Consider the following 24,216-nt stretch of genomic DNA (forward strand, 5'->3'; position numbering starts at 1 on the left):
GCCTCAGTTGGTGGCCAACCCCAGCGCGTACTCCGGCCACCACTGACCGGCCTGCGGGGCTCCGGCCCCGCAGGCGCCGTCCGACTCGCCGGGCCGCTTCACCCACAGGTACGCGTCCACCCGCTCGTGCCCGGTCCGCGTGGTCGGGGCCGGACCCAGCGCCCGGCCGGGCGGGTTGCACCAGTGCCCGTCCCCGTCGCCGTCGGTGGTCGCCGGGCCGTTGCCGTTACGGCTGGTGTCGATCACGAAGTGCGTGCCGCCGAGCCGGTCGGAGATGGCCGTGCCGTAGCCGATGTTCGCCTCGGTGGTCTCGAAGTTCGCCACGTTGAGGCTGAACCCGTCGGCGTCGGCGATCCCGGCCCGGCGCAGCGCCTCCACCACCCGGTCCACGTCCTTGACCCAGCCCGGGTTCCCGCCGTCCAGGTAGACCCGCACCGCCGGTTTCCGGCCGAACGCCCGGACCGCCTCGCCGAGCAGCGCGTACCGCTGGGCGGCGGCCTCCTCGGACAGGCAGCCCTGCAACACGTGGGTCACCGCGTCCGGCTCCAGCACGACCAGCGCGGGCGACCCGCCGACCGCCGCGGCCAGCTGAGCGATCCAGTCCCGGTACGCCGCCGCGTCCGGCGCGCCGCCCCCGGAGTGCCCGCCGCAGTCGCGCTCCGGCACGTAGTACGCCACCAGCACCGGGGTGCGCCCGGCCGCCGCGGCCGCGGCGACCAGCCCGCGGGCCCGCTCGGCGAACCCGGGGGCGGCGTCGGCGAACCAGACCGCGGTGGGCGCGTCGGCGATCCGGCGCACCGCGGCGGCGTCCGCCGTCCGGCCCTCCGCCTCCCACGCGCGAACCTGGGCGGCGGCCGCCCCGGACGGGTCCACGTAGAGCTGCTCGGCGCTCGGCGCGGGCGCCCGGTCCGGCGGCGAACCGGCGCAGGCCGCGAGGCCCGTGCACGCAGCGACGGCCAGCGCCGCGGATCGAACTCCCATAACCCCTTACCGTCTCAGCGCACCGGCCGGGCCGCCCTGGCACGCCACCGGCCACCCGGAACGCCGGCTCCCGCGTCCGTCGAACCGGTCGCCACGCACCGTACCGCCCGGACCGGCACGGACGGAGCACACGCGGCGCACCCACCGGGCCCGGACCGGCCGGAACCACCCGGTCGGGCGACCCCGGCGGGCCCGCGACTTACCGCACCGGCCGTGGCGACCGGGCCGGCCGCCGGTCGGCAGCCGGGAATCCCTCAGACCGATGCGGCTCCGCCCGATCGGTGCGGCATGCTGCTGCGCTGCTACGTCGCGGTCACCACCGTCCTGGTGGCGACCTATCTGGTGTGGCCGTACGACCTGCGGCAGTGGCCGTTCCTCGCGGTGACCCTGGGCGCCGTCCTGCCGGCCGTGATCGTCGGGCTGCGCCGGGCGCCGGCCGGGGAACGGGCGCCGTGGTGGCTCACCCTGGCCGCGATGGTGTTCTACAACGTCGGCAACGTGGTGTGGATCGTGCGCGCCGCGCTCGACGCCCGGGGAACCGGCGACGGCAGCGTCGCCGAGCTGTTCTTCACCGGCGGCGGCCTGCTGTCGCTGGCCTCGGCGATCGCGGTGGTCCGGCGGCGCGGACGGGGCGACGTCGGCGGCATCATCGACTCGGTGCTCACCGCGCTGGCGCTCGGCGGCGTGCTCTGGGACGCGGTGCTGTGGCCGGCGATGAGCGCGCAGGGCCAGCCACTCGGGCGGCTCATCGCGATGTTCCTCGGGGTCATGATGACCAGCGGCACGCTCGGCGCGATGCTGCGGGTGTCCTTCGCCGGCGGGCGGTCGACGTCGGTGTGGCTGTTCACCGCGGGAATCGCCCTGACCCTGGCCGGCGACGTGGCGTCGGCGCTGGCCGTGGACGCGGCCGGGGTCCGCCCCGACTGGACGAACATGGTGTTCCTCGCCGCGTACGCCGCGTTCGGGTGCGCCGCCGCGCACCCGTCGGTGGCCGTGATGACGTCCGCCGGGCAGGTGCCGGAGGACGACCTGAGCCGCGGCCGGATGACCTTCCTCGGGGTGATGCTGGCGCTCACCCCGCTGGTCGGCGGGGGCCGGGCCATGTTCGGCCTGGCCACCGACGGGGTGCTGATCGCGTTCTCGTCGGCCGCGCTGGTGCCGCTGGTCATGGTACGGATCGCCCGGCTGGCCGGGCAGCGGCGGGCGGCCGAGCAGGCGCTGCACCGGCTGGCCACCCGGGACGGGCTGACCGGGCTGCCGAACCGCGGCGCCTGCCTGGACCGGCTCGCCGCCACCCTGGAGGCCGGCCCCGACGATCTGGCGGTGCTCTTCTGCGACCTGGACGGGTTCAAGCCGGTCAACGACCGGCTCGGGCACGCGGCCGGCGACGAGCTGCTGGTCGAGGTCGCCACCCGGCTGCGGGACTGCGTCCGCGACGGCGATCTGGTGAGCCGTTTCGGCGGCGACGAGTTCGTGCTGCTCTGCCACGGGCCGGAGGCGGTCGGTGCGGTGCGCGACCGGATCGCCGAGCTGGCCGCCCGGCCGTTCACCGCCGGGGGCGTCGCGGTGCGCATCGGCGTCAGCGTCGGCGCCGCGCAGGCCCGCCCCGGCGACACCACCGACGATCTGATCGGCCGCGCCGACCTGGCGATGTACGAGGCCAAGAAGGCCAAGCGGGTCGGCGCGGTGAGCCTGGTCCGAGCCGCCTGACGGCCGCCGTGTCCCGGTCGGCTCGCGGGGTGGCGGTGATCGACGTTGCGGTATCGGTCCGCGGCCGGGCTGCCGTGTCCGCGGCAGCCCGGCACGCTCTCAACCGTGGGTCAGGTTCAGCGTCTTCACGCCGGTGGCCGGGATGCCCACCTTGGTGGCGGTGCTGATGTCGGTGGCGTCGGCGTACCACAGTTTGGCGTCCGAGCCGCCGTACAGGTCCCACTGCAGCTTGACCTGCTGGCCGCCGATCAGCGGGATCCCGTAGGCGGTCACGTCGGTCTCACCGTGGTAGCCGTGGAAGAAGCCGACCAGGTCGCCGGTGGTCGCGTTGTGGGCCAGCAGCCGCACCTCGCGGGCACCCGGCGTGACCGAGCCGCGCAGCGTCGCGCCCTTCGCCAGCCGGAAGTCGTAGGTGCTGCTGCCGCCCGCGGTGACCGGGATCCGGGTGGCCTGGAAGCGGTTGCCGGCATTGCCGGACCACTGGAACGGATGGTCGGCGGTGGGCGAGAAGAGCAACGGCCAGGCGTACGGGCCGAGCTTGCCGATCACGTAGCGACCGGACGAGTCGGTGCGCACCCCACCCGCCTCGCCGGAACCGAAGCTGGCGTTCGCCCGGTAGTCGACGGTGACGCCGCTCACCGGCGTGCCGGCGGTTCCGGTCACCACACCGGTGATGGATCCGGCCTGGTCCAGCCGTACCGCCGGAGCCTTCGTGGTGGTACCGGGCTTGACCGTGATCCGGGCGGCGGCCCGCTGGTCGCCGGTGCCGCCGGACGCGCCCAGCCACTGGTGGCCGTAGGTGCCCGGGGCCCGGACGAAGACCGTGTACGTGCCGGGCGCGGCCGGGGTGTACAGCGTCCCCGTTCCGTCGGGGCCGGTGCAGCCACCGCTGAAGTCCTCCGGGCGGCCGACCGTCTTGAGGGTGAAGCAGGCGTCGGCGACCGTTGACCCGGTCACCCGGTCGACGGCGGTGACCGCGACCTGGCCGCCGAGGACCAGGGGCACGGTCACCGTGGTGGTCCGGTGGGCCGCCGGCTCGGCGGTCACTCCCCGGCTGGCGAGGTAGAGACCGGAGCCGCTCGCCTCGACGTCGAAGCGCACCGGCCCGGCGGGCAGGTCGCTGAGTGTGGCGCCGCTCGCGTCGCCGCACACCGGATCGGGAAGGTCCCACGCCTGCACGCAGAAGTCGCCCACCGGCGCCCCGGTGACCGAGTCGACCGCCTTCACGACCAGCGTGGTGGGAGCCGGCAGCGTCGCGTCCACCGTGGTGGTCGCGTCGGCGGCGACGGTGAAGGTGCCCGGCACGTGGTGCACGGCGGTGCTCCAGCCGAACGCCACCTGGTACTCGCCGGGCAGCACCCCGTCGAAGCTGTAGAAGCCGCTCTCGTCGACGTAGGCGTAGGCGACCGGCTCGCCGCCGCGCCGCAGGGTCACCTCCGAGCCGTACAGCGCGGTGCCGTCCGGGCGGGTGATGTGGCCGCTCAGCGTGCCGGTGGCCAGCAACTGGTCGTCGACCCGGACGGTCTCGCCCTCGCCGACCGGGAAGGTGGCCGCCCGGTCGGCGGTGACCTGCCGGTACGCCCACTGGGTCAGGGACTTCCAGCCGAACGAGACCCGGTAGGTGCCGGGCGCCACGTCGGCCGAGTAGGCGCCGGCGTCGTCGGTGTAGGTGTACTGGACGTTCCCGTCGAGGTTCTCGACGGTCACGAAGGCGGAGGCCACCGGCCGGCCGGACGGATCGGTGAGGGTGCCGGCGACGGCGGTGCCCTCGGCGGCGGCCGCGGGGGCCGTCAGCGCGCCGGCGGCCAGGAACCCGGACAGGACGGCGAGCCCGAACCGGGCTCGAAGTGATCTGCGCAAGGAGTGTCCTCGAAGGGGGGTGGTAGAGGTCCGCAGCCGTCGATGACTTTCGCTGCGACACGGATCATAGCCACCTGCTCCTTCCGCACCCCTTGCGTCCCGGCCGCCGCCGCGACGCCGCGGCTAGACGCGACGGAAGACGTCCAGGACGAACCACTCGTCCTCGTGGCGCACCACGCGCTCCAGGCCCGGGTGCCCGGCCATTGCGCCGTGCACGTGGAAGCCGTCGTAGTTGCCCGGGTTCTCCCGGTCGCGGAAGTGCACGGAGAGCAGGTCGCCGCCGGGCTCCAGCCGGGCCACCATGCCGTCCAGCATCCGGTTCAGGTCGTCGCCGGAGAGGTAGTAGAGCAGGTCGCCGATCACGATCAGGTCGAACGTGCCGTCCGGCAGCTCGGCGGGCAGCAGGGCGCGTTCCACCCGGACGTTGGCGAGCCCGGCGGTGGCCGTACGCGCCTGCGAGACCGCCTCGTCCACGCAGTCGACGGCCAGCACCTCGTCGCAGCGCTCGGCGAGCATCACGCTGAGCAGGCCGACCGAGCAGCCCGGCTCGTAGCAGCGGCGGTATCGCGGCCGCGGCAGACTGGCCACCGCGACCGCGTACTTGCGCTGGTCATGCCACTTGGTCGCGGTGTCCCACGGGTCGTCCTTCGCCTCGTAGAGACCGATGAAGTGGTCGAGGGAGACGGAAGCCTCCGGCGGTACGGCGTCACCCTGAGTACGTGTCACCCGGCGATTCTCCCCCGGCCTCACCGTGCCTGAACGGTCAGGGCTCCCACCCCGCCGGTGGAGTCCAGCCGGATCCCGCCGTCGCCGCGTCCCGCCCGGGCCGTCCCGCCCCGGGCCACCCCGTCGTCGGTGCGGCCGTAGAGGGTGACCGAGCCCGCGCCCTCGCGGAACAGTGCCCGCACCGGCACCTCGCCGCCGGTGACGATCCGCCAGGTGCCGAGCCCGCCCCGCTCGGTGATCGGGATCGCGTCGCGCTGGCCCGGCAGCACCAGGTCCATCGTGCCCGAGCCGCCGATCAGCTCGATCGCGCCGACCCGGCCGCCGGACAGGTCGATCCCGGCCGTGTGTACCCCGCCGCGCATCCGGAACGACCACCTGACCTCGTCGCTGAGCAGTACGTCGAGGCGGGCCGAGCCACTGGTGCGCCCGCTGGGCCCGATGGCGACCCGGACCGTGCCGCCGTCGACCGAGGCCCGCGCCGTGATCGCGCTGTCCGCGCCGGTCTCCACCCGCACCAGGCCGCCGCGCACGTCGCCGACCCGGACGCGCAGTTGGGTCACCCCGTCGGCCAGCTCCAGGGTGGCGGCGGCGGGGACCGCCGGGGTGGTCCTCCCCGCGCCGCCCGGCGCGGTCGGCGAGGCCGGCGGCTGCGGGCGTGAGGTCGCCGGGCGCGACGGCGGTGAGGTGCCGATGGAGACCGGCGGGGTGGCCGGCGGCGGCGAGGGCGCCGGCAGCGGCGGCGCGGGCAGGCTCGTGGCCGGGTCGCGGCCGGTACGCGGCCAGGACACGGCGGCGGCGACGCCGGCGCCCACCAGCAGGACCACGACCAGCAGGACCAGCACCGGCTTGAGGTCTCGCCCGGTACGGTCGCCGGGCCCCGCCGCCACCGGCGCCGTCTCGCCCACCGGCCGCCGGGTGTGCAGGGCCGGTCCGGTGCGGGTGGCGTCCACACCGGGCAGCTCGTAGTGGTCGGCGGGCGGGCCGAGCCGGTGCGGGGCGTCGGGCCAGTAGTCGGCGATCCGGGGCCAGGCCGGCGGGGGTCCGGACGGATCGTCGGTGCCGGGCACAACAGGACTGTCCACGCATGTCTCCTCGGTGCGGCCAGCCGGCACCCCATGTCCACGCCGGATGGTCCACCGGGGTATACGCAGCGGTCCGAGCTTCGGTTCGCCCGCCGGTGACAAAGATTTGTACGCCGTTGCGGGAAATTGCGGCGGCCACCCCTTGATATCCGTCACCGGCCGGGCAAAGATCCTTATCGTTTCATTAAGTCGGTTGGCCACAGGCACTGCAGGAAGCGAATACATGCCGGAAGACGACACCCGTTCGAGGTTGCGGGTCGGTGGGTGGGTGCCGCCGTATTCACCCGACGCGCGCTGCAGCGCACCGCGGGTCGGGCCGACCACACCCGCCACCTTCTCGCCGGCCCCGCCGCCCGGCTTCCCCGGGTGGAGCCGCCGGGGCGGGCCGCTGCGCCGGCGCGCCGCCCTGACCGCCGTCGCGGTCGCCACGCTGGCGGTGGCCGCGCTCTCCGCGGCGGCCCTGCGCGGCGATCCGCCGCCGGGCGACCCGGCGTTCGTGGCCGGCGCGGTGCCGCCCGCGCCGCCGCCCGCCCAGCCGGTCATCATCGCGCCGAGCAGCAGCTCCACCCCGGCACCCACCGGGAGCGCTCCCACGTCCCGGCCGGCGGCCACACCGGCAAGCCATCGGCGTACATCGAAGCCGACTCGCGCCTGGCCCGCGCCGAGCCGCGCCACGGCGCTCACTCTGCGTGCCGGCTCGACCGTCGCGCTGACCCTCGCCGACGACCCCGGACAGCGGGTGCGGCACCGGGACCTCCTCGGCCGCATCGACGCCGTCGGGCCGTCCCCCGGCGGCATCGACCGGGCCGACTCCAGCTTCACCGTGCGCGCCGGGCTCGGGAATTCCGGCTGCGTCTCGTTCGAATCTGTAAACTTTCCCGGATATTTCCTGCGGCATGAGAACTTCATAATCAAGCTGCACCGGCCGGACGGGTCCCAGCTTTTCCGCCAGGACGCCACTTTCTGTCCGATCAGGATTCGCTCGGGCGCCGCGCTCGCGTTGCGGTCGCTCAATTTCCCGGAACGGTTCGTGGCCGCATTCCGCGGCGAACTCCGGCTGCGGGAGTCCGCCGCCGGCACCGCGCTCGCGCTCGTGCCGCGCGCCGTGGGCTGACCGCGCCACCAGCCGACCACGCCCCGGAGCCGGCCACCCCTCGATCTGACGGCGCCGCCGGCCGACGCTGCCTCAAGGCCCCCGAGGCAGCGTCCGGGGAGGGCCGGCCCGGCCGGCCCTCCCCGCGCGGCTGTCTCAGCCGTCCAGCACCGCCACGCCCAGCCCCGCACGCGCCGGCCGGAGCGGCGGCTCGACAAGGCGCCCGTCACCCGTGATGGTCATCGGCCGGTCCGGCGCGGGGCATTCTGGAAAAATATCCGGGTGGCGGTGCACAGGAGGAGCTCGGGGGACGTCGATGGGGGTGTGACCTTCGAGCAATTCGCGATGGCCCGCCTGCCCAGCCTGCTGCGCTACGCGGTCGTCCTCACCGGCGACCGGTATCTCGCTCAGGACGTAGTTCAGGAGGTGCTGGCCCGGGCGCACGTCCGGTGGCGGCGGATCAGCAATGCGGACTCCCCGGAGGCGTACGTCCGGCGGATGGTGCTCAACGAGTACCTCTCCTGGCGGCGCTCCTGGGCGGTGCGCAACCTGCATCTGGCCGGCGAGCGGCTGACCGAGATCGAGGACGCCCGCGGCGGGGTGCTCGACCACGCCGACCGGATCGCCGAGGCCGACGCTCTCTGGCACCGCCTGGCCCGGCTCGGCCGCAAGCAACGGGCCGTCCTGGTGCTGCGCTACTACGAGCAGATGGACGACGAGTCCATCGCCGATCTGCTCAACTGCTCCCCGGCGACGGTGCGCAGCCAGGCCTCGAAGGCATTGCGAACGCTCCGGCTGGAGTCGGAGCGGCAAATCCTGATCACTGCCGAGGAGAAGTCGTGACCGACCACGGTGACCGGCTGCGCGAAGCATTCGAGTCCCACGAGAACCAGACCCCCGACCCGGCCGCGGTGTACGCCAAGGTCGTCGAGCTTTCCGCAAAGCACCGGTGGCGCCGCCGGGGTGCGACCGCCGCCGGTGGCGCCGCACTGGGCGCCGGGCTGATCGCCGCGGTGGTGAACCTGCCGGCGATCCTCCCGGACGGGCCGCAGGAGTCGAGCGCCCCGATCGCCGCGGCCGCCCCGGCCACGCCTGCCGTGACCGCGAGCGTGGCACCGAGCACGACCCCGAGCGCGGAGCCCACCGCCGAGTGGGACGCCTACTTCGACGCGGGCTACGACTACGACGACGCGCTCCGGCTCGCCCGGCTGTGGAACATGTCGACCGACGACATCGGCGGGGTCAAGGCCGAGGCCGGGCGGCGGCTGCTGGCCGGTCAGGCGCTGCCGTTCCCGGCCACCCCGGACGAGCCGGGGCAGGTGCCGGCCACCGTGCAGAAGTTCTTCGCCGCCGGGTACGGCTACGACGACGCGGTCAAGCTGGCCAAGCTGTGGCACCTGAAGACGCCGTACGACGCGAAGGTCGCCGCCGGCAAGCGGCTGCTCGCCGGACAGACCCTGCCGATCAAGCCGGAGCGGGAGAGCGCCGAGTCGAAGCAGGAGCTGCTGCGGGTCGAGGCGTTCGACCGAGCCGGGTACGACTACGACGACGCGGTCAAGCTGGCCAAGCTCTGGCACCTGAAGACGCCGTACGAGGCGAAGGTCGCCGCCGGCAAGCGGCTGCTCGCCGGACAGAGCCTGCCGATCGAGCCGTGACCGAGAGGCTGCGCCGGCGCACCGGGTTCGAGATCGAGCTGAGGGCCCCGCCCGGGGCCAGCCGGCGCACCCTCGCCCTGGACCTGGCCGGGCGCTGCGGGGGCAGCGTCCGGCCGGTGTGGCACTCCGACAGCGAGCCGTCCCTGGTCCCCGGGCTGGGCCGGTTCCTGCACCTCACCCAGGGGTTCCAGGTGCGCCGGCCGGACGGCGCGTGGCTGTGCACCCTGGTCGACGACATCACGCTGCTCGCCGGGCTGGACCCGAAGGCGCCCCCGCAGCCCGGCTGGTTCCGGGTGCTCACCGACGACGCGCGGCTGCTGCGCCTGCTGGCCCGGCCCGCCAGCTGGGTTTCACCGTGCCGTACGAGACGGCGGTGCACCTGCACGTGGACGGCGCGCCGTTCCGCGCGCCGCACGCGCTGGCGAACCTGGTGCGGCTGTTCGCGCACTGGCGGGAGCCGCTGCGGGAGGTGCTGCGCACCAACCCGGCCTGCCGGCGGCTGGCGACGCTGCCGGAGCCGCTGGTGGCGGCCACGAACGGCACACCGACGTACGCCGAGCTGCGGGCCGCCGCGGCCGAGGGCGAGCTGACGAAGTACTTCGACGTGAACCTCACCCAGCTGCTCACCGACACCCCGGTGCGGGACACGGTGGAGATCAGGATCCTGCCGGGCCGGATCGAGGCGGCCCCCGTCGTGGACCGGGCGGCCCTGGTGGAGCTGCTGCTCGACCGCTGCCTGGATCCGGCCCCGATCCCCCCGGCGGGCACGTCGAGACCCTGCTGGAACTGGCCGCCGAGGCGCTGGCCGGGCGCGGCTGACCGGCCCGCGGGTCATGCCGCCGCCGGCTGTCACCCGGAGCCGGCGGCGGCGCTCCCGGATCGGGTGACACCGGCACAACTGGCCGTTCGGCCCACTGTGGGCGGTGCCGGGGTCGGCTGAGATGGGGAGGGTGACGTACCCGCCCCAGCAGCCGTTTCCACCCCCCGAGGACCCGTACGTCAACCATCCGCCGACCCAGCCGTTCACCGGGCCGTACCCGCAGGCGGGTTTCCCTGCGGGCTATCCGCACCCGGCCGCGCCGCCGCGCCGCCCGCTCTGGCCCTGGCTCGCCGCCGTGGCGGCGCTGTCGCTGATGCTGCTCGCCGGGAGTGGCTGGCTGCTGTGGGACCGGGTGCTCCGGGAGGACTCCGGGGTGGCCGCCTGCAAGGCCCTCGCCGACCGGGACCGGGCCGCGGGCGGCGCCGACGAGACGCTGACCCGCGAGGAGTACCTCGCGATGCGCCGGGTCTTCGCCGACTCCCGGTACGCCGACCTGCGCGAGCACGGCACCAAGCTGATGGACGTGCTGTGGCAGGTCACCCAGCTGGGCACGGACGACCAGGTGGCGGCGCTGACCTATCTGGAACCGCTGACCCGGCACGTCAGCGGCCTGCAGTCCGCCTGCGCCGACCACGGCGTCGTCATCGACCTCAGGCTGACCGACTGAGCGCGCCGGTGCGGGTGACGCGGGCGGCCGCGTCACCCGCCGGTCTCAGTGGACGGTCGGCCAGCCGGACGAGCTCCACGAGAGCAGGTTGATGCCGAGCCGGGCGTCGCCCGCGGACGTGTAGTAGTGGTAGACCAGCACGTCGGCGTCGCTGTCGGCGAGCACCGCCGGGTGGCCGGGGCCGTGGATGGCGCCGTGCGAGGCCAGGATCTCGGTGCCGCCGCCGGCCGTGGTGAGCGTGCCGGCCCGGTCCCGGTACGGCCCGGTGATCGTCGTCGACCGGGCCACCACCGTGCGGTACGTGCTGGACGCCCCCTTGCAGCACAGGTCGAACGCCATGAACAGGTAGTAGTACCCGCCGCGGTGGTAGATGTGCGGCGCCTCGACGGACTTGCTGTTGACGAAGCGCTCGGCGATGTTGTGGATGGTGCGGTCGGCGCGCTTGCCGGTCGACGGGTTCAGCTTGACCATCTTGAGGCCGGACCAGAACGACCCGAAGCTCAGCCACCACTCGCCGGACGGGGTGACCGTCAGGTTCGGGTCGATCGCGTTCCAGCCGCTGGTAGCCGTCGACTCGATCACCTTGCCGTAGTCGGTCCAGGTCCCGGCCGCGCCGCTGGTGGAGCCGGCCAGGAAGATCGCCGACTTGCTGGAGCCGAAGCTGGACGCGGCGTAGTACATCAGGTACTTCCCGCCGTGGTAGGAGATGTCCGGCGCCCACAGGTTCGCGCTGCCGCCGGTGTACTCGTCGGCCCAGGCCGTGCCGTTCGGGAACGCCCGGCCGGCGTCGGTGAACCGGGTCCGGTCGGCCGAGGTCTTCAGCGTGATGCCGTCACCGGTGGCGGCCAGCAGGTAGCCACCGCCGGGCTTCTTCACCATCGTCGGGTCGTGCGCGCCGGTCGAGCCGGTCACCGCGCCGGGGTCGGGGTACGTCGCGGCGTCGGCCATCTTCAGGCCGTACACGCCGGCCGCGACGGCCACCACACCGGTGACGCCGGCGAGCAGCAGCTTGCGGAAGCGGGATGTCATGGATCGCCTTCCGGGTCGGGGATGTACCCGGTAGGTGGCGCGCCGGGCGGGAAAAGGTTGCCCGCGCGGCCGGAAAAGATCGCCTCGGCTCCGGTATCGACGTAGATCCTCTCCAGGGCCGGGGTGCGAGCACGGGACCGCGCCTCCCGGGCACGGGCGGATTGACCCGACCGTCTAGGGTGAGCGGCCGATACCTAGGGACGGGGAGACAACGAACGATGAAGATGGGACGTCTGGCCGTCACGGGGGTGACCCTGGTGGCCCTCGCCGGGCTCAGCGCCTGCGGCGACAAGGGCACGCCGGCCACCACCACCGGCGGCACGGGCTCCACCGCCGCCGCGGCGACCACGGCCCCGGCCAACCCGGCCGAGGAGCTGGTCGCGGCGGCCCGCAAGCTCACCGGCTCCAGCGGCAAGATTCACCTGACCTCGGTCGGCGGCATCACCGCGGACGGCTCCTTCGACGCGGAGAACAGGCTCATCGCGTTGACGCTGGACATGTCGTCGCTCGGCAGCACCGCTGAGATGCGCCAGATCGGCAACGACCTCTACGTCAAGTACGGCGGCGACGCGGCGAAGAGCTTCGCCGACGGCAAGTGGATGCACATCGACGCCAGCAAGATGCCGTCCACCAGCGCGCTGAGCCTGGAGAAGAACGACCCGCGCAACTCGGCGAAGATGCTGGAGGCGGCGATCGGCGTCACGAAGACCGGGGACGGCACCTTCACCGGCTCGGTCGACATGTCCAAGTCGCCGTCGGCCACCCCGGAGATGGTCAAGCTGCTCAAGGGCAAGACCGTGCCGTTCACCGCGGAGGTCGACGGGCAGGGGTACCTCAGCAAGATGGCGCTGGACATCGACTCGGTCATCTCCGGCGGCGGCCAGACCGTCGCCAGCTACTCGGACATGGGCACCAAGGTCAGCGTGTCGGCCCCGCCGGCGAGCCAGACCGTCGAGATGCCGAAGTCGGCCATCACGATGATGGGCGGCTGAGCCCTCCCGTCCCGAGCGCGGGCCTGCGGAGGCCGCCGGTGACGGCGGCCTCACCCGGCCCCGGCGGTGCGCAACGCCCGCAGACGGCGGGCCTCGGCCGGATCGGTCACCGGCACGGCCGCCAGCAGCTGTCTGGTGTACGGGTGCCGGGGCTGCTCGTACACCTCGGCGGTCGGACCGATCTCCACCACCGCGCCGTCCCGCAGCACCGCCACCCGATCGGCGATCTGGCGCAGCACCGCCAGGTCGTGCGAGACGAACACCATCGACAGGCCCAGCTCCCGCCGCAGGTCCTCAAGCAGGGCGAGGACCTGCGCCTGGGTGGTGACGTCCAGCGAGGACACCGGCTCGTCGCAGACGATCAGACGCGGGGACGGGGCGATGGCCCGGGCGATGCCGACCCGCTGGCGCATCCCGCCGGAGAGCTGATGCGGGTGGCGGTCGTACTCGCCGCGGTCCAGGCCGACGCGTTCCAGCAGCTCCTCGACGCGGGGACGGGGATCGCGGACGCCGGCGAGCCGCAACGGGTCGGCGATGCTCTCGCCGACGGTGCGCCGCGGGTTCAGTGCCGAGAGCGGGTCCTGAAAGACCATCTGCACCGAACGCCCGCGCCGCCGGGCGATGTCCACCCCGTCGAAGGTGATCGTCCCGGCGGTGGGCCGGACCAGGCCGACCATCATCCGGGCCAGGGTGGTCTTGCCGGTGCCGGACTCGCCGACGATGCCGAGCGTCTCGCCGGCGTGCACGTCCAGGGTGACGCCGTCGACAGCGCGGATCGGCGGCGGCTGGCGCAGCGAGCCGCGGCGCGGCTGCCGGAAGTGCTTGCGTACGTCCCGGACCCGCAGCAGCGGCTCGCCCGGCCGGTAGTCCCGCGAGCCGGGCTTGGGCACCGCGTCCAGCAGCGCCCGGGTGTAGTCGGCGCGCGGCGCGACCAGCACCGTGTCGGTCGGCCCCTGCTCGACCATCCGACCGCGCCGCATCACGATCACCGAATCCGTCGATCCGGCCACCACGCCCAGGTCGTGGCTGATCAGAAGGAGCGCCGCCCCGGTCGTGGCGCGCACCTCACCGAGCAGGTCCAGGATCTGCGCCTGCACGGTCACGTCCAGGGCGGTGGTCGGCTCGTCGGCGACGATCAGCCGCGGCCGGCAGGCGATCGCCATCGCGATCAGCGCGCGCTGGCGCATCCCGCCGGAGAACTCGTGCGGATACGCCCCCGCCCGCCGCGCCGCGTCCGGGATGTGCACCTGGGCGAGCACCTCGACCGCGCGGGCCCGGGCGGCCCTGCGCGACGCGCCGGTGTGCAGCCGGTACACCTCGGCGATCTGGTCACCGACGGTGTGGAACGGGCTCAGCGCGGTCAGCGGCTCCTGGAACACCATGGCGATCTGTCCACCGCGGATCCGGCGCCACCGCTCGGGCCCCGCGGTGACCAGGTCGGTCCCGTCGAAATCGATGCGGCCGGCCGCCTCGCCGCCGAGTCCGAGCAGGGCCAGCGCCAGCGAGCTCTTGCCGGAGCCGGACTCGCCGACCACGCCGAGCGACCCACCGGCGGGCAGCGTGAAGGAGAGCCCGTCGACCGCCCGCTTGTCGCCGAAGCTGATCCGCAGGTCGTCCACCTGAAGCAGGGTCATCGCAGTTCCACCCGGGGATCGACGGCGGCGTAGAGCAGGTCGGCGGCGGCGTTGGCCACGACGATGAGCAGACCGGTGAGCAGGGTGACCCCGACGACCACCGGCAGGTCGATCTGATTGACCGCGCCGACCAGCAGCTGCCCGACGCCGGGCAGGCCGAACATGGTCTCGGTCAGCACCGCGCTGGTCATGATCGCGGCGAGGTCCACCGCGGTCAGCGTGACCAGCGGCAGCAGGGCGCCCCGCAGGGCGCGGCGCCAGAGGATCCGGCGCTCCGGGATCCCGTACGCCCGGGCGGTGCGGATGTGGTCCTCGGCCAGCGTCTCCTGCAACCCGGAGCGGGTCAGCCGGGCGTAGGCGGCGCTCTGGATGACGGCCAGCGCGACCCACGGCAGCAGCAGGTTCTGCGCCCACAGCAGCGGGTCGGTGGTGAACGGGACGTACCCGGGGAACGGCAGCCACCGCAGGTGCACGCAGAACAGCAGGAGCAGCAGCAGGCCGACCAGGAAGACCGGCACCGTGTACCCGGCCAGGATCAGGCCGTTGACCACCCGGTCGAGCACCCGGAAGCGGCGCAGCCCGGACAGCATGCCGGCGCCGATGCCGACGGCCAGCGACAGCGCCTCGGCGCCGATCGCCAGCGAGGCGGAGACCGGCAGCCGGTCCAGCAGCAGGGCGGTGACCGGCTGGTCGGTCTCGAACGAGTAGCCCAGGCAGGGCGCCGGGCAGTGCCGCACGTCCGGGCCGGCCGGATAGTCGCGGCCGGCGAACAGCCCCTGCAGGAAATGGCCGTACTGCGTCCAGATCGGGTCGTCCAGGCCCATCGCGGCGCGCACGTCGGCGAGCCGTTCCGGGGTGCAGCCCTTGCCGCAGGTCAGGATCGCCGGGTCGGACGGGGCCAGGTAGAACAGCGCGTAGATCAGCGCGGACAGCACCAGCAGGACCACGCCGGCGCCGGCGACCCGGCGGATCAGGTAACCGATCATCGCAGCACCGCCCGCTGCCGCGGGTCGAGCACCCGGCGCAGCCCGTTGGCGACCAGCACGAACGAGAGCAGGGTCAGAAACAGCAGCAGCGCGGGGAAGAAGACGTAGCACGGGTCGGCCCGGAACCAGGTGGTGGCGCTGGAGAGCATCTGGCCCCAGGACGGGGTGGGCGGGCGTACGCCGACGCCGAGGAACGACAGCCCGGCCTCGACCACCATGTTGGTGGGCAGCAGCAGCGCGGCGTACGTCAGGATCGGCGCGGTCAGGCCGGGCAGGATCTCCCGGCGCGCGACCCGCCCCCAGGACGCTCCGGACACCTGTGCGGCCGCGACGTACTCGCGGGTGCGCAGGGTCAGCGTCTCGCCGCGGCTGATCCGCGCGGTGCCGCCCCAGCCGAGGATCGCGATGACCGCGGCCAGCAGCAGCGGCCGGGGCCAGTCCTGCGGCACGATCGCCAGCAGCGAGATCGCCATGACCAGCACCGGCACCGACAGGACCAGGTCGATCAACCGGCTGAGTCCGGCGTCCACCCAGCGGCCGCCGAGCCCGGCGGCGATCCCGACCGTGACGCCGAGCAGCACCTCCAGGAAGGTGGCGGCGACCGCGACGCCGACCGACACCTGGGCGCCGTAGACCAGCCGGGCGAACAGGTCGCGGCCGGTGCCGGGCTCGACCCCGAGCCAGTGCTCGCCGCTGATCCCGCCGAACGACCCGATCGGCACCCCGCCGCGGGCCGAGTCGAGCAGGTCGTCGTGGTACGTGGTGTAGTCCTGCCCGGCCAGCGCGGCCAGCAGCGGCGCGGTGACCGCGACCAGCACCATGCCGGCCGCGATCACCGCTCCCACGACGAAGCCGCGGTCCCGGCGCAGCGCACGGATCACTTGACCGAGATCCGGGCGATGTCGAGCTGGCCGCGCCACCCGTCGGCGTAGGCGTTCTTGACGTTCTTGCCGTAGAGGTAGACGTCCTTCTCGTGGGTCAGCGGGATGACCAGCGCCAGCTTGCCGAGCTTGGCGTCCAGGGCGCCCCAGCGCGCGGCCGCCGCGGCCGGGTCGGTGAGCGCGTTGATCGCGTCGATCTCCGCGTTGACCTCGGGGTCGTTGTACTGGGCGAGGTTGAAGTTGCCACCCGCGGTGATGATCTGCCGGCCGTCGAAGATCGGGATCAGGAACGGGCCGCCGGACGGCCAGTCCGCGCCCCAGGTGGCCAGCGCCAGGCCGGGCTGGGTGGCCGGCTTGCCGACCACGTCGCGGTAGGTGGCGGCGTCGATGGCGTTCAGCTTCACCGTGACGCCGGCCTGCTTGAACGCCTCCTGCACGGCGGAGGCGACCTTCGGTCCGATGCCCTCGCTGTCGTCGTTCTCGTACGCCAGGTCGATGGTCAGTCCGGTCAGCCCGGCCTCGGCGAGCACCTGCCTGGCCTTCTCCGGGTTGCCGCTGTCACCGGCCGGGAAGTAGTCGTACGGCTGGTGGCCGAGCGCCTTCTGCGGGGGCAGGAACGTCGTGGACGCGCCGACCACCGCGGAGCCGCCGAGGGCGTTGACGACCGAGGTGCGGTTGATGGCGTAGGACAGCGCCTCGCGGACCTTCTGGTTGTCGAACGGCGCCTTCTTGGTGTTGAAGGCGAGGTACGTGGTGGACGGGAACTCCCCTCGGGTGACCCGCTTGTCCAGCTCGGAGCCGGTGCCCAGCTGGGCGAGCTGCTCGGGGCCGACGACCGCGTCGGTGGTGACCGCGCTGGCGTCCTTGCCGGCGCCGGTGACCAGCCGCTGGTTGATCACCGCGGCGTCCAGGCCGGAGGTGACCTCGATCCGGTCCGGGCAGGCGTAGCGCAGCTCGTCGACGCTGCTCGACCAGTGCTTGTTGCGCACCAGCACCAGCGACTTCTTCGGCTGGTAGGACTCCACCTGGTACGGGCCGCTGGAGATCGGGTGCGCCTCGTACTCGGCGCCGGTGTCCTTGGCCTTCGGCACCGGGGCGAACTGGGTGGCGGTGGCCAGGTACGGGAAGTCGCCCTCGGGCTTGCGCAGCCGGAAGACGATCGTCTTGTCGTCCGGCGTCTCGATCGCCTTGATCCCCTCCGGCTGCTTGTACGGCCCCTGGTAACCGGCCGCGCCGGCCAGCCAGTCGCGCAGGTAGGGCGCGCCGCCGGGCAGTTCGGGAGCGAACGAGCGCTCGATGCCGTACTTGACGTCGGCCGAGGTGATCGGCGTGCCGTCCTCGAAGAAGATCCCGTCGCGCAGGTGGTAGGTCCAGGTCTTGGCGCCGTCCGAGGGGGTGCCCAGGTCGGTCGCCAGGTCCGGGGCCGGCTTGGTGCCGGCCTCGCCGGGCTGCCGGTTGCGGGTGGTCAGCGTGCGGAACAGCAGGGACGGCAGATTGCCGCCGCCGGAGGTGTAGAGCCGGGCCGGGTCGAGGTGGTTGATCCCGCCCTGGTTGAGCACGGTGAGCGTGCCGCCCTGACAGGTCTTCGGATCGAAGGCCGCGTCCGACGCGGTGGTGTCGCCACCGGCTCCGCCCTGGCAACCGGCGAGCAGCACGGTCACCGAGGCAACGATAGGCACGAATCTGCGCATGGGATTTCCTTAGGACGGAGCCACAACAGCGGTGAACCTATCGGATCGATAGGCAATGTGCACTATCCGCGTAACACTCGAAGCAAATCCTTTAAATTTGGTTCCGGCCGGGCACCCGGACCGGCGGTCAGGCGCAGGCGGTCGCGTCCGCGCCGTTGAGATAGGTCCGAACGTAGTCGAACGAGGCCGTCGCGCCGGGCGCGTTCATCGAGATCAAACCGATCCGGTACGTCCCGGTGTGCGGCAGCGTCCACACGCCGCCCCAGGTCCACACGGTCCCGTCGACGCTGGACGCGGCACGCACCTCGTCCTCGTTGTGCGCTGCGTCGAAGTGGTACCGCAGCCGCAGCCAGGTCGTCCCGGCCGCCGGCCCGCCGAACATCGGCGCGTTGGCCACCGCGATCGGCGGCGTGTAGGTCGGCCGCTCCCCCTCCTTGCCGAACTCCACCTGATGGGTCACCTGGCTCGTCCCGCTCAGCGGCAGCACCGAGTGCGCGAGCTTGAAGTACCGGTCGTCGTTCTGGTACAGCAGCAGCCCGGCCTGCTGGTTGCCGCGGGTGCCGTCGAAGGTCAGCCGGGTCTCCACGGTGAAGTCGCCCGGCGGGGCGGTGCGCGCCAGCACCGACGCGGTGTTCGTGCCGGTGTGCAGCTCGGCGGCCTGCGTCGGCCAGACCAGCGCGCCACCGGTCAGCGTGGTGTCGTCGCGCCCGCGGATCCAGCTCCACGCCGGATCCGCGCCGGTGAACTCGTCGGAGTAGGCGGGCAGCGGCGCGCCCACCGCCGGGTCGGCGACCCGCTGGGTGACCGGCCGGTACAGCGGAGCCGCGCCGATGTTGTCCGCGGCGGCGCCGGCCGCGGTGGCCGCCGCGCCGATCCGGCCGGTCAGCGCGACCGCGGCCGGCAGGGTCAGGGCGACCGACGCGACCGGGTCGCGCAGCCGGTCGGCGGAGACCTCCACGCTCAGGTTCCGGCCGCGCCGCTCCGCGGCGACCGTGTGCCAGGTGGCATGGGGGAATCCGCTCGGCAGGGCGGCCGTGTGGTCGCTGCGCCGCCCGCGCACGGTCACCGCCACGTCCAGCCGCTGCCCGCCCCGATCGAGCCAGGCGACCACGTGGTTCTGCGGATCGGCGTACGAGATCACCAGTCCGGCTCCGGAGCGCAGGTCCCCCTCCACCCGTACGTCTCCGGAGACGGCCCGGTCGCTCAGCGAGAAGGACCGCTGCGCGGCGGACAGGAACCCACCGGAGTCCGGATCCGTGGCCGTCGGCCACGCCGTGCTCCACCCGCTGAGCGAGTCGAACGTGCTGCCCACCGCCCAGCTGGTGACCGGCCCGGTCTGCGCCGTCTCGGACGGGCCGGCCCCGGCCCGGACCACCGGCCAGCCGTCGATCCAGTCCAGGCGGTCGATCATCAGCGGGCGGCGGGTGAGGTTCAGGGTGGCCCCGTTCGCGCCGGTGACCGGCGGGAAGTCCGGCTCGCCGGCCGGGATCGCGTGATAGACCAACCAGTCCTGGCCGGCCAGGTCGGTGGCGATCGCGTTGTGGCCGGGACCGATCCAGCGGTTCCCGTTCGCGCTCAGCACGATGCCGTCCTTGCTGGTCAGGGCCATCAGATCGGTGCCGCTCGGCGTGACGAACGGGCCCTTCGGGCTGATCGAGCGGCCGACCTTGACGGTGTAACCGCTGAACGCGCCGTCGCAGCAGCCGGCGTCGGAGAAGAACAGGTAGTAGTAGCCGCCGCGGTGCACCACGAACGAGCCCTCGGCGCGCCGGCCGCGCCCGACCTGGGTCACCTCGCCGACCCGGGTGGTGGCATCCGCGCTGAGCTGCTGCACGCAGAGCGTGTCGTAGCTGCCCCAGTAGAGGTAGTTGACGCCACCGGTGTCGGTGAACAGCGCCTGGTCGATGGCGCCGGTCGGGCAGCCGCTGTCCGACGGCCTCACCAGCAGCCCGCGATCGGTCCACGGGCCGAGCGGGGTGGGGCCGGTGAGCAGCGCGACACCGCCGGTGGAGAGCGCGTAGGTCAGGTGGTAGGCGCCACCGAGGTAGCGGATGTCGGGCGCCCAGGCCCGGGTGCCGGCGGCCCAGTAGGCGGGCTTGCCGGTCGGGGTGTAGACGTCGCCACGGTACGTCCAGTGGACCAGGTCGGGCGAGGACAGCACGGGCAGGATGTGCTCGCCGGCCTCGCCGCTGCTGTTGCGGATCGGGTTGGTGGTGCCGTAGGCGTACCAGGCGCCGTCCTTGCCCCGGATCACCGCGGGGTCCGGGAAGGTGTCGACGGTCCCGGCGCTGACCGGGTTGGTGTAGGAGGTGGGGGCCGCGGCCGGGGCGACCGGCGCGGCGGCCTGCGCGGAGGCCGGTGTGACGAGGCCGGCGACGGCCAGCGCCGCCAGCGCCATCCAGGTGCGGAGTTTCATCTCGGCGACTTCCTCAGCGGGTCCGATTTGCCGCCGAGACCGTAGGCGTGCCCGGATTTTTCCGGCAACGACCCGGCAGATTCACACCTGTTACAGCCGCGGCCCGGCGATCAGACCTGGTCGGGCCCGGTGATCGGCTGGCTGACGTCCCAGTGCTCGACGATCCGGCCCTGATCGAACCGCCAGACGTCGACGACCGCCTCGCCGGCTCCGCCGTCCTGCGGGGTGAGCCGCAGGTGCGCGACCACGAACTCGTCGTCGGCGATCACGCGCTTGAGCTCCAGCGTGGCGGTGGCGACCGGGCCGGTCCGGGTGAATTCGATCCACTCGTCCCGGCCGCGCGGGCTGTCCGGGTCGTGGTTGACGAAATCCTCGCGGAGGATCTCTTTCAGCACACCGGTGTCGCCGGCGGCGAAGCGGCCGAACGCCTCCAGGAAGATGTCCTTGATGGTCATGCGGGCACCCTGGCACCACGGCGGCGTCACGTCGATTACCGGGCTGGTAACCAAGCGGTCATAGCAGCAGGTCACGCCGCCTGTATCGCAATCCCGGATTTTCTGCACGGACGGCCGGGCGCCGGGTGCGCCGATCGGCCACATGGCGGTCACTGACGAGCGGGCCGGTGCGCGATATCGGGCGATCCGGACCCGCTGAATCGTACGTTCCACCACGACGACTGCTGTTCCCGGCAGATCTGCCATTCGTCGCATTTCAGGAGGAACCTCGATGCTGAGCTCGATCACCGCGGGCGCGCTGCTCGTCTCGTCGCTGAGCGGGGCGCCGGCCACGACATGGCACGGCTCGCCGCCCCCGGCGGACCGGATGGTCATCGACGTGGTGTCGGCGAACGGCTCGGGCTGCCCCGGTCGCAGCGCGGACGTGCAGGTCTCCCCGGACAACACCGCGTTCACGGTCACCTACAGCGACTTCATCGCACAGGTCGGACCGGACGCCGAGCCCACGGATTTCCGCAAGAACTGTCAACTCGCGCTGGACGTGCACGTGCCGCAGGGATTCACGTACGCGGTGGCCGGGGCGGACCACCGCGGCTTCGGCCACCTCGAGGAGGGGGCGAGCGGGACGGAGACGGCGTCCTACTACTTCCAGGGCGAGCCGCACACCACCCGGATCCGGCACGACTTCCACGGCTGGATGGACAGCGAGTGGCAGCACAGCGACCGGGTCGAGGTCGGGTCGATGTCCTACCTGCCCTGCGGAGAGCAGCGATACCTGAACGTCAACACCGAACTGCGGGTGGACGCCGGCTCCTCGGAGAGCTCCACCACCAGCTTCCTGACCATGGACTCGACCGACGGCAGCCTGGAGACCACGTACCACGTCTCCTGGCTGGAGTGCTGAGCGCCGCCGCTGTCCCGGGTGTCGGGCGCCAGCTGAGCGAGGGCTTTTCAGGAACACGGCGGGGACCACGACATCGTCGGCGTGACGGACCAGCCGCCACGTCGCCGGGTTCTGCCGGCGCTGCCGTGTCCGCCGATACTCGCCGCCCGTCGCCGCGCCCGGCTTCCATGACGCCATCAGATGCGCATCGCCCGCTGGCCGCTCGATGCCGGCCGGCAACGGCGACAGGATGCCGCGCTGCGGGGCGCCGGTCAGCGTTTCCTGCGCGATGCCGGGTTCCGTGAGCGATCCCGGCCTCGAGGAACGCGTTGACCGGCGCCGGCCCGCGTTTGTCCTTGATTGCAGCATTCTCAGAGAAATGTTTACGCCACGACGATCGTAGGATGGCGGCATTGTGCTCCCGGAAGCCATTGGCGTACAGCCCGGAATTGTTCGCCAGTCCTGATCGCAGGAGGTACGCAATGACGCTTTCCACCGACGGGCCGATTGACCTCGGCATGACGAGCAACGACGTCGGCGGGGAACCGAAGAAGCGTCAGAACAACCGGCGGCCGCGGTCGCGAGGGCTCGGCATGCTCACCTTCGTGGTTCTTGCCTGGCTAGCCGTATTCGTCGCCCCGGTGTACTTCTCCCTCGACCCGTCGACGGCGAGAATCCCGCTGCGGCCGGGCCTCTCACTGCATTATCCGCTGCTTGTCGTGCACGTCTGGTCCGGGACGGTGGCGATGCTGACCGGTCTGATGCAGATGTGGCCGTGGCTGCGCCGCGCCCACCCCCGGGTGCATCGGGTGGCCGGCCGGGTGTACGTCGTCGCGGTGGTCGCCGGGGCGCCGGCACTCGCCGCCCTCATCGCCATCCGGTCGCAGACCCTCGGTGACGTCAGCACCGCGGTGGTCGTGGGTTTCGGTGTGCAGACCGTGCTCTGGGTGTGGGTCACCGCCACCGGTTACCGGCGGGCCCGCCAGCGCCGGTGGGCCGACCATCGGCGACTGATGATCTACAGCTTCGCGCTGACCCTCTCCATCATCTGGAGCCGGATCGCATTCGTCGTGGCCATGATGATTCCCGGCGCCGACATGCGATGGGTCAGCGAGAACACCGGCTGGTTCCCCTGGGTGCTCGATCTGCTGATCGCGCACTGGTGGATCAGCCGGACGCAACGACGCCCGCTGCAGCTCTCCGCAGCCACCCAAGACGAGAAGGTGACGGTATGAGTATCGACCAACGTCCGGCCGGGCAGCGCGATGCGGCGCGGGCGACCGCTGTCGTGGAGAGGCTGCTCGCGGCCACGGCGTCACGCGACGACGACGTCGATGCGGTCATCGACGACCTCGGCGCCGTCGAGGTGGCCGACGTCGTGGTCGCGGAACTGCTGTTCCGCGCCTGCGTCGAGGACCTCGTGCCCGCGGCGGGTGACGACGGGGCCGCGGTCACCGTGGTGTTCTCGCACCGTGGCCGCGACATCACCACGTTCCTGGCGGTCACGTCCGGCGGCGTGCGGGTCGTGCCCGGCGAGCTCGGCGCCCCGTACGAGGAAAGCCTCTCGCCGTCGCTGACGCAGGAGCTGTCCGAGACCGTCCGCGCGCTGTACGGCCCGCTGGCGGACGTGTCCGCGACGACCCGCCGGATTCGCTGGCCCGGGCCCGAGGTCGTGTTCCCCACCCCGCAGCGGCCCAGCCTTCCGACGGTCTTCTACGCCGTCGTGCAGCGCCTCGTCCAGGTGCTCGACCGGCGTGAGCCCTCCGACCTGACCGAGCTGGCAGTGCGGTACGGCACCGACAAGTGGGGTGCGATGCATCAATACCCCCGCCGGTACGAGACCCATTTCGGCCCGTTGCGTGATCGCCGGCTGCGCATTCTGGAGATTGGTGTCGGCGGTTTCGACGACCCGGCCAAGGGCGGCGGCTCGTTGCGCATGTGGAAACGGTATTTCCCGCGGGCACTGGTCCACGGCCTCGATATCCTGGACAAGAGTCCGCTGGCCGAACCTCGGATGACCATCGTTCGCGGCGACCAATCGGACACCGACGACCTCGACGAGGTGGTGCGACGGCACGGGCCCTTCGACATCGTCATCGACGACGGCAGTCACCGCCCCGAGCATGTCCTGGCCTCTTTCAACGCCCTGTTCCCGCACGTCAAGCCGGACGGCCTGTACGTCATCGAGGACTTGATGGCCTGCTACTGGCCGGTTCCGTTCGGCGGCAGCGACACCGACCTGAGCGACCCGGGTTTCACCGTCGGATTCCTCAAGTCATTGCTCGACGGCCTGCACCACGAGGAGTTCCTGCGCCCGGACGCGCGAGCCGCACTGCCGACCGACGCCCTGATCAGCGCGGTCCACGTCTACCACAACCTGGCCGTGATAGAGAAGGGACCCAACGCCGACGGCAGCCTGGTGGCCTCGCTGCTGCGCGCTGAGCGGGCAGCAGGCCCGAAGGCCGATCCGGCATGACCGCGTTCGGCGCCGAGCCGACGAACAGTGGTCTCACAGCTGCGTGTCCGGGGACCACCCCCCGCCGAGGGGCGCCTGTCTGCCTTTGAGCCGGCGAGCGGATCCCCTTTCTCTCATGTGCCGGTGCGGGCCGCCGACAACTAACCCCGAGCACTTCTCCGGGCCGTGGCGGCGGCCCG

21 protein-coding genes are annotated in these 24,216 nt (G+C 72.7%); 10 read left to right on the forward strand and 11 right to left on the reverse strand.

What is annotated here, in order from left to right:
- Window positions 1-3 precede the first annotated feature (3 nt).
- Window positions 4-981 carry a glycoside hydrolase family 6 protein gene (locus ACTEI_RS23160; protein WP_122979569.1) on the reverse strand — a complete coding sequence of 326 codons (978 nt, stop codon included), beginning with the start codon at window positions 979-981 and terminating at the stop codon, window positions 4-6.
- Window positions 982-1,269: 288 nt separating this feature from the next.
- On the opposite strand from ACTEI_RS23160, the gene ACTEI_RS23165 reads away from it, so the two are divergent.
- A complete protein-coding gene (locus ACTEI_RS23165) occupies window positions 1,270-2,691 on the forward strand; it encodes a GGDEF domain-containing protein (protein ID WP_122979570.1) in 1,422 nt (473 codons plus the stop codon).
- Between the two features lie 99 nt (window positions 2,692-2,790).
- Here ACTEI_RS23165 and ACTEI_RS23170 read toward each other — a convergent pair whose 3' ends face one another.
- From ACTEI_RS23170 to ACTEI_RS23180, 3 genes are all read right to left on the reverse strand, one after another.
- Window positions 2,791-4,551 carry a carboxypeptidase-like regulatory domain-containing protein gene (locus ACTEI_RS23170; RefSeq protein WP_122979571.1) on the reverse strand — a complete coding sequence of 587 codons (1,761 nt, stop codon included), beginning with the start codon at window positions 4,549-4,551 and terminating at the stop codon, window positions 2,791-2,793.
- A 123-nt stretch (window positions 4,552-4,674) separates the two neighbouring features.
- Complete coding sequence (locus ACTEI_RS23175; protein ID WP_122979572.1) at window positions 4,675-5,277, reverse strand: class I SAM-dependent methyltransferase; 603 nt, start codon at window positions 5,275-5,277, stop codon at window positions 4,675-4,677.
- Between the two features lie 20 nt (window positions 5,278-5,297).
- Window positions 5,298-6,359, reverse strand: coding sequence for a hypothetical protein (locus ACTEI_RS23180; RefSeq protein ID WP_145830894.1), 1,062 nt, complete (start codon window positions 6,357-6,359; stop codon window positions 5,298-5,300).
- A 223-nt stretch (window positions 6,360-6,582) separates the two neighbouring features.
- On the opposite strand from ACTEI_RS23180, the gene ACTEI_RS23185 reads away from it, so the two are divergent.
- The 5 genes from ACTEI_RS23185 (at window position 6,583) to ACTEI_RS23205 (ending at window position 10,594) form a co-directional block, all read left to right on the forward strand.
- Complete coding sequence (locus ACTEI_RS23185; protein ID WP_145830895.1) at window positions 6,583-7,473, forward strand: AbfB domain-containing protein; 891 nt, start codon at window positions 6,583-6,585, stop codon at window positions 7,471-7,473.
- 303 nt (window positions 7,474-7,776) lie between these two features.
- A complete protein-coding gene (locus tag ACTEI_RS23190) occupies window positions 7,777-8,295 on the forward strand; it encodes a SigE family RNA polymerase sigma factor (RefSeq protein ID WP_164466055.1) in 519 nt (172 codons plus the stop codon).
- Window positions 8,292-9,107 carry a hypothetical protein gene (locus ACTEI_RS23195; protein ID WP_122979575.1) on the forward strand — a complete coding sequence of 272 codons (816 nt, stop codon included), beginning with the start codon at window positions 8,292-8,294 and terminating at the stop codon, window positions 9,105-9,107. Before ACTEI_RS23190 ends, ACTEI_RS23195 begins: the two co-directional genes overlap by 4 nt.
- Before the next feature lie 355 nt (window positions 9,108-9,462).
- On the forward strand, window positions 9,463-10,047 hold the full coding sequence (locus ACTEI_RS38565) for an amidoligase family protein (protein WP_239082484.1): 585 nt from the start codon (window positions 9,463-9,465) through the stop codon (window positions 10,045-10,047).
- Window positions 10,048-10,057: 10 nt separating this feature from the next.
- Window positions 10,058-10,594: a hypothetical protein gene (locus ACTEI_RS23205; protein WP_122979576.1), complete on the forward strand. Its 537-nt coding sequence runs from the start codon at window positions 10,058-10,060 to the stop codon at window positions 10,592-10,594.
- 45 nt (window positions 10,595-10,639) lie between these two features.
- On the opposite strand, the gene ACTEI_RS23210 is transcribed toward ACTEI_RS23205, so the two are convergent.
- Entirely contained in the window at window positions 10,640-11,623 is a 984-nt protein-coding gene (locus ACTEI_RS23210) for an arabinan endo-1,5-alpha-L-arabinosidase (protein ID WP_122979577.1), read from the reverse strand.
- A gap of 218 nt (window positions 11,624-11,841) precedes the next feature.
- On the opposite strand from ACTEI_RS23210, the gene ACTEI_RS23215 reads away from it, so the two are divergent.
- On the forward strand, window positions 11,842-12,615 hold the full coding sequence (locus ACTEI_RS23215; RefSeq protein WP_122979578.1) for an SCO4651 family lipoprotein: 774 nt from the start codon (window positions 11,842-11,844) through the stop codon (window positions 12,613-12,615).
- A gap of 50 nt (window positions 12,616-12,665) precedes the next feature.
- Here ACTEI_RS23215 and ACTEI_RS23220 read toward each other — a convergent pair whose 3' ends face one another.
- From ACTEI_RS23220 to ACTEI_RS23245, 6 genes are all read right to left on the reverse strand, one after another.
- A complete protein-coding gene (locus tag ACTEI_RS23220; protein WP_122979579.1) occupies window positions 12,666-14,249 on the reverse strand; it encodes a dipeptide ABC transporter ATP-binding protein in 1,584 nt (527 codons plus the stop codon).
- Window positions 14,246-15,235: an ABC transporter permease gene (locus ACTEI_RS23225; protein WP_122979580.1), complete on the reverse strand. Its 990-nt coding sequence runs from the start codon at window positions 15,233-15,235 to the stop codon at window positions 14,246-14,248. The genes ACTEI_RS23220 and ACTEI_RS23225 overlap by 4 nt, the downstream gene beginning before the upstream one ends.
- Complete coding sequence (locus tag ACTEI_RS23230; RefSeq protein ID WP_122979581.1) at window positions 15,232-16,116, reverse strand: ABC transporter permease; 885 nt, start codon at window positions 16,114-16,116, stop codon at window positions 15,232-15,234. The genes ACTEI_RS23225 and ACTEI_RS23230 overlap by 4 nt, the downstream gene beginning before the upstream one ends.
- Complete coding sequence (locus tag ACTEI_RS23235) at window positions 16,113-17,807, reverse strand: ABC transporter substrate-binding protein (RefSeq protein WP_122979582.1); 1,695 nt, start codon at window positions 17,805-17,807, stop codon at window positions 16,113-16,115. Before ACTEI_RS23235 ends, ACTEI_RS23230 begins: the two co-directional genes overlap by 4 nt.
- A gap of 127 nt (window positions 17,808-17,934) precedes the next feature.
- On the reverse strand, window positions 17,935-20,223 hold the full coding sequence (locus ACTEI_RS23240; protein ID WP_122979583.1) for a glycoside hydrolase family 43 protein: 2,289 nt from the start codon (window positions 20,221-20,223) through the stop codon (window positions 17,935-17,937).
- Window positions 20,224-20,333: 110 nt separating this feature from the next.
- Entirely contained in the window at window positions 20,334-20,966 is a 633-nt protein-coding gene (locus ACTEI_RS23245) for a nuclear transport factor 2 family protein (RefSeq protein ID WP_164466056.1), read from the reverse strand.
- Here ACTEI_RS23245 and ACTEI_RS23250 point away from each other — a divergent pair.
- From ACTEI_RS23250 to ACTEI_RS23260, 3 genes are all read left to right on the forward strand, one after another.
- On the forward strand, window positions 20,950-21,582 hold the full coding sequence (locus ACTEI_RS23250) for a DUF4360 domain-containing protein (protein WP_122979584.1): 633 nt from the start codon (window positions 20,950-20,952) through the stop codon (window positions 21,580-21,582). The genes ACTEI_RS23245 and ACTEI_RS23250 overlap by 17 nt on opposite strands.
- 461 nt (window positions 21,583-22,043) lie before the next feature.
- Entirely contained in the window at window positions 22,044-22,796 is a 753-nt protein-coding gene (locus tag ACTEI_RS23255; protein ID WP_164466057.1) for a DUF2306 domain-containing protein, read from the forward strand.
- Window positions 22,793-24,037, forward strand: a complete 1,245-nt coding sequence (locus ACTEI_RS23260) for a class I SAM-dependent methyltransferase (protein WP_145830897.1) — start codon at window positions 22,793-22,795, stop codon at window positions 24,035-24,037. The genes ACTEI_RS23255 and ACTEI_RS23260 overlap by 4 nt, the downstream gene beginning before the upstream one ends.
- Window positions 24,038-24,216: the final 179 nt, after the last annotated feature.

The organism is Actinoplanes teichomyceticus ATCC 31121 (assembly GCF_003711105.1).
Taxonomy (GTDB): domain Bacteria; phylum Actinomycetota; class Actinomycetes; order Mycobacteriales; family Micromonosporaceae; genus Actinoplanes; species Actinoplanes teichomyceticus.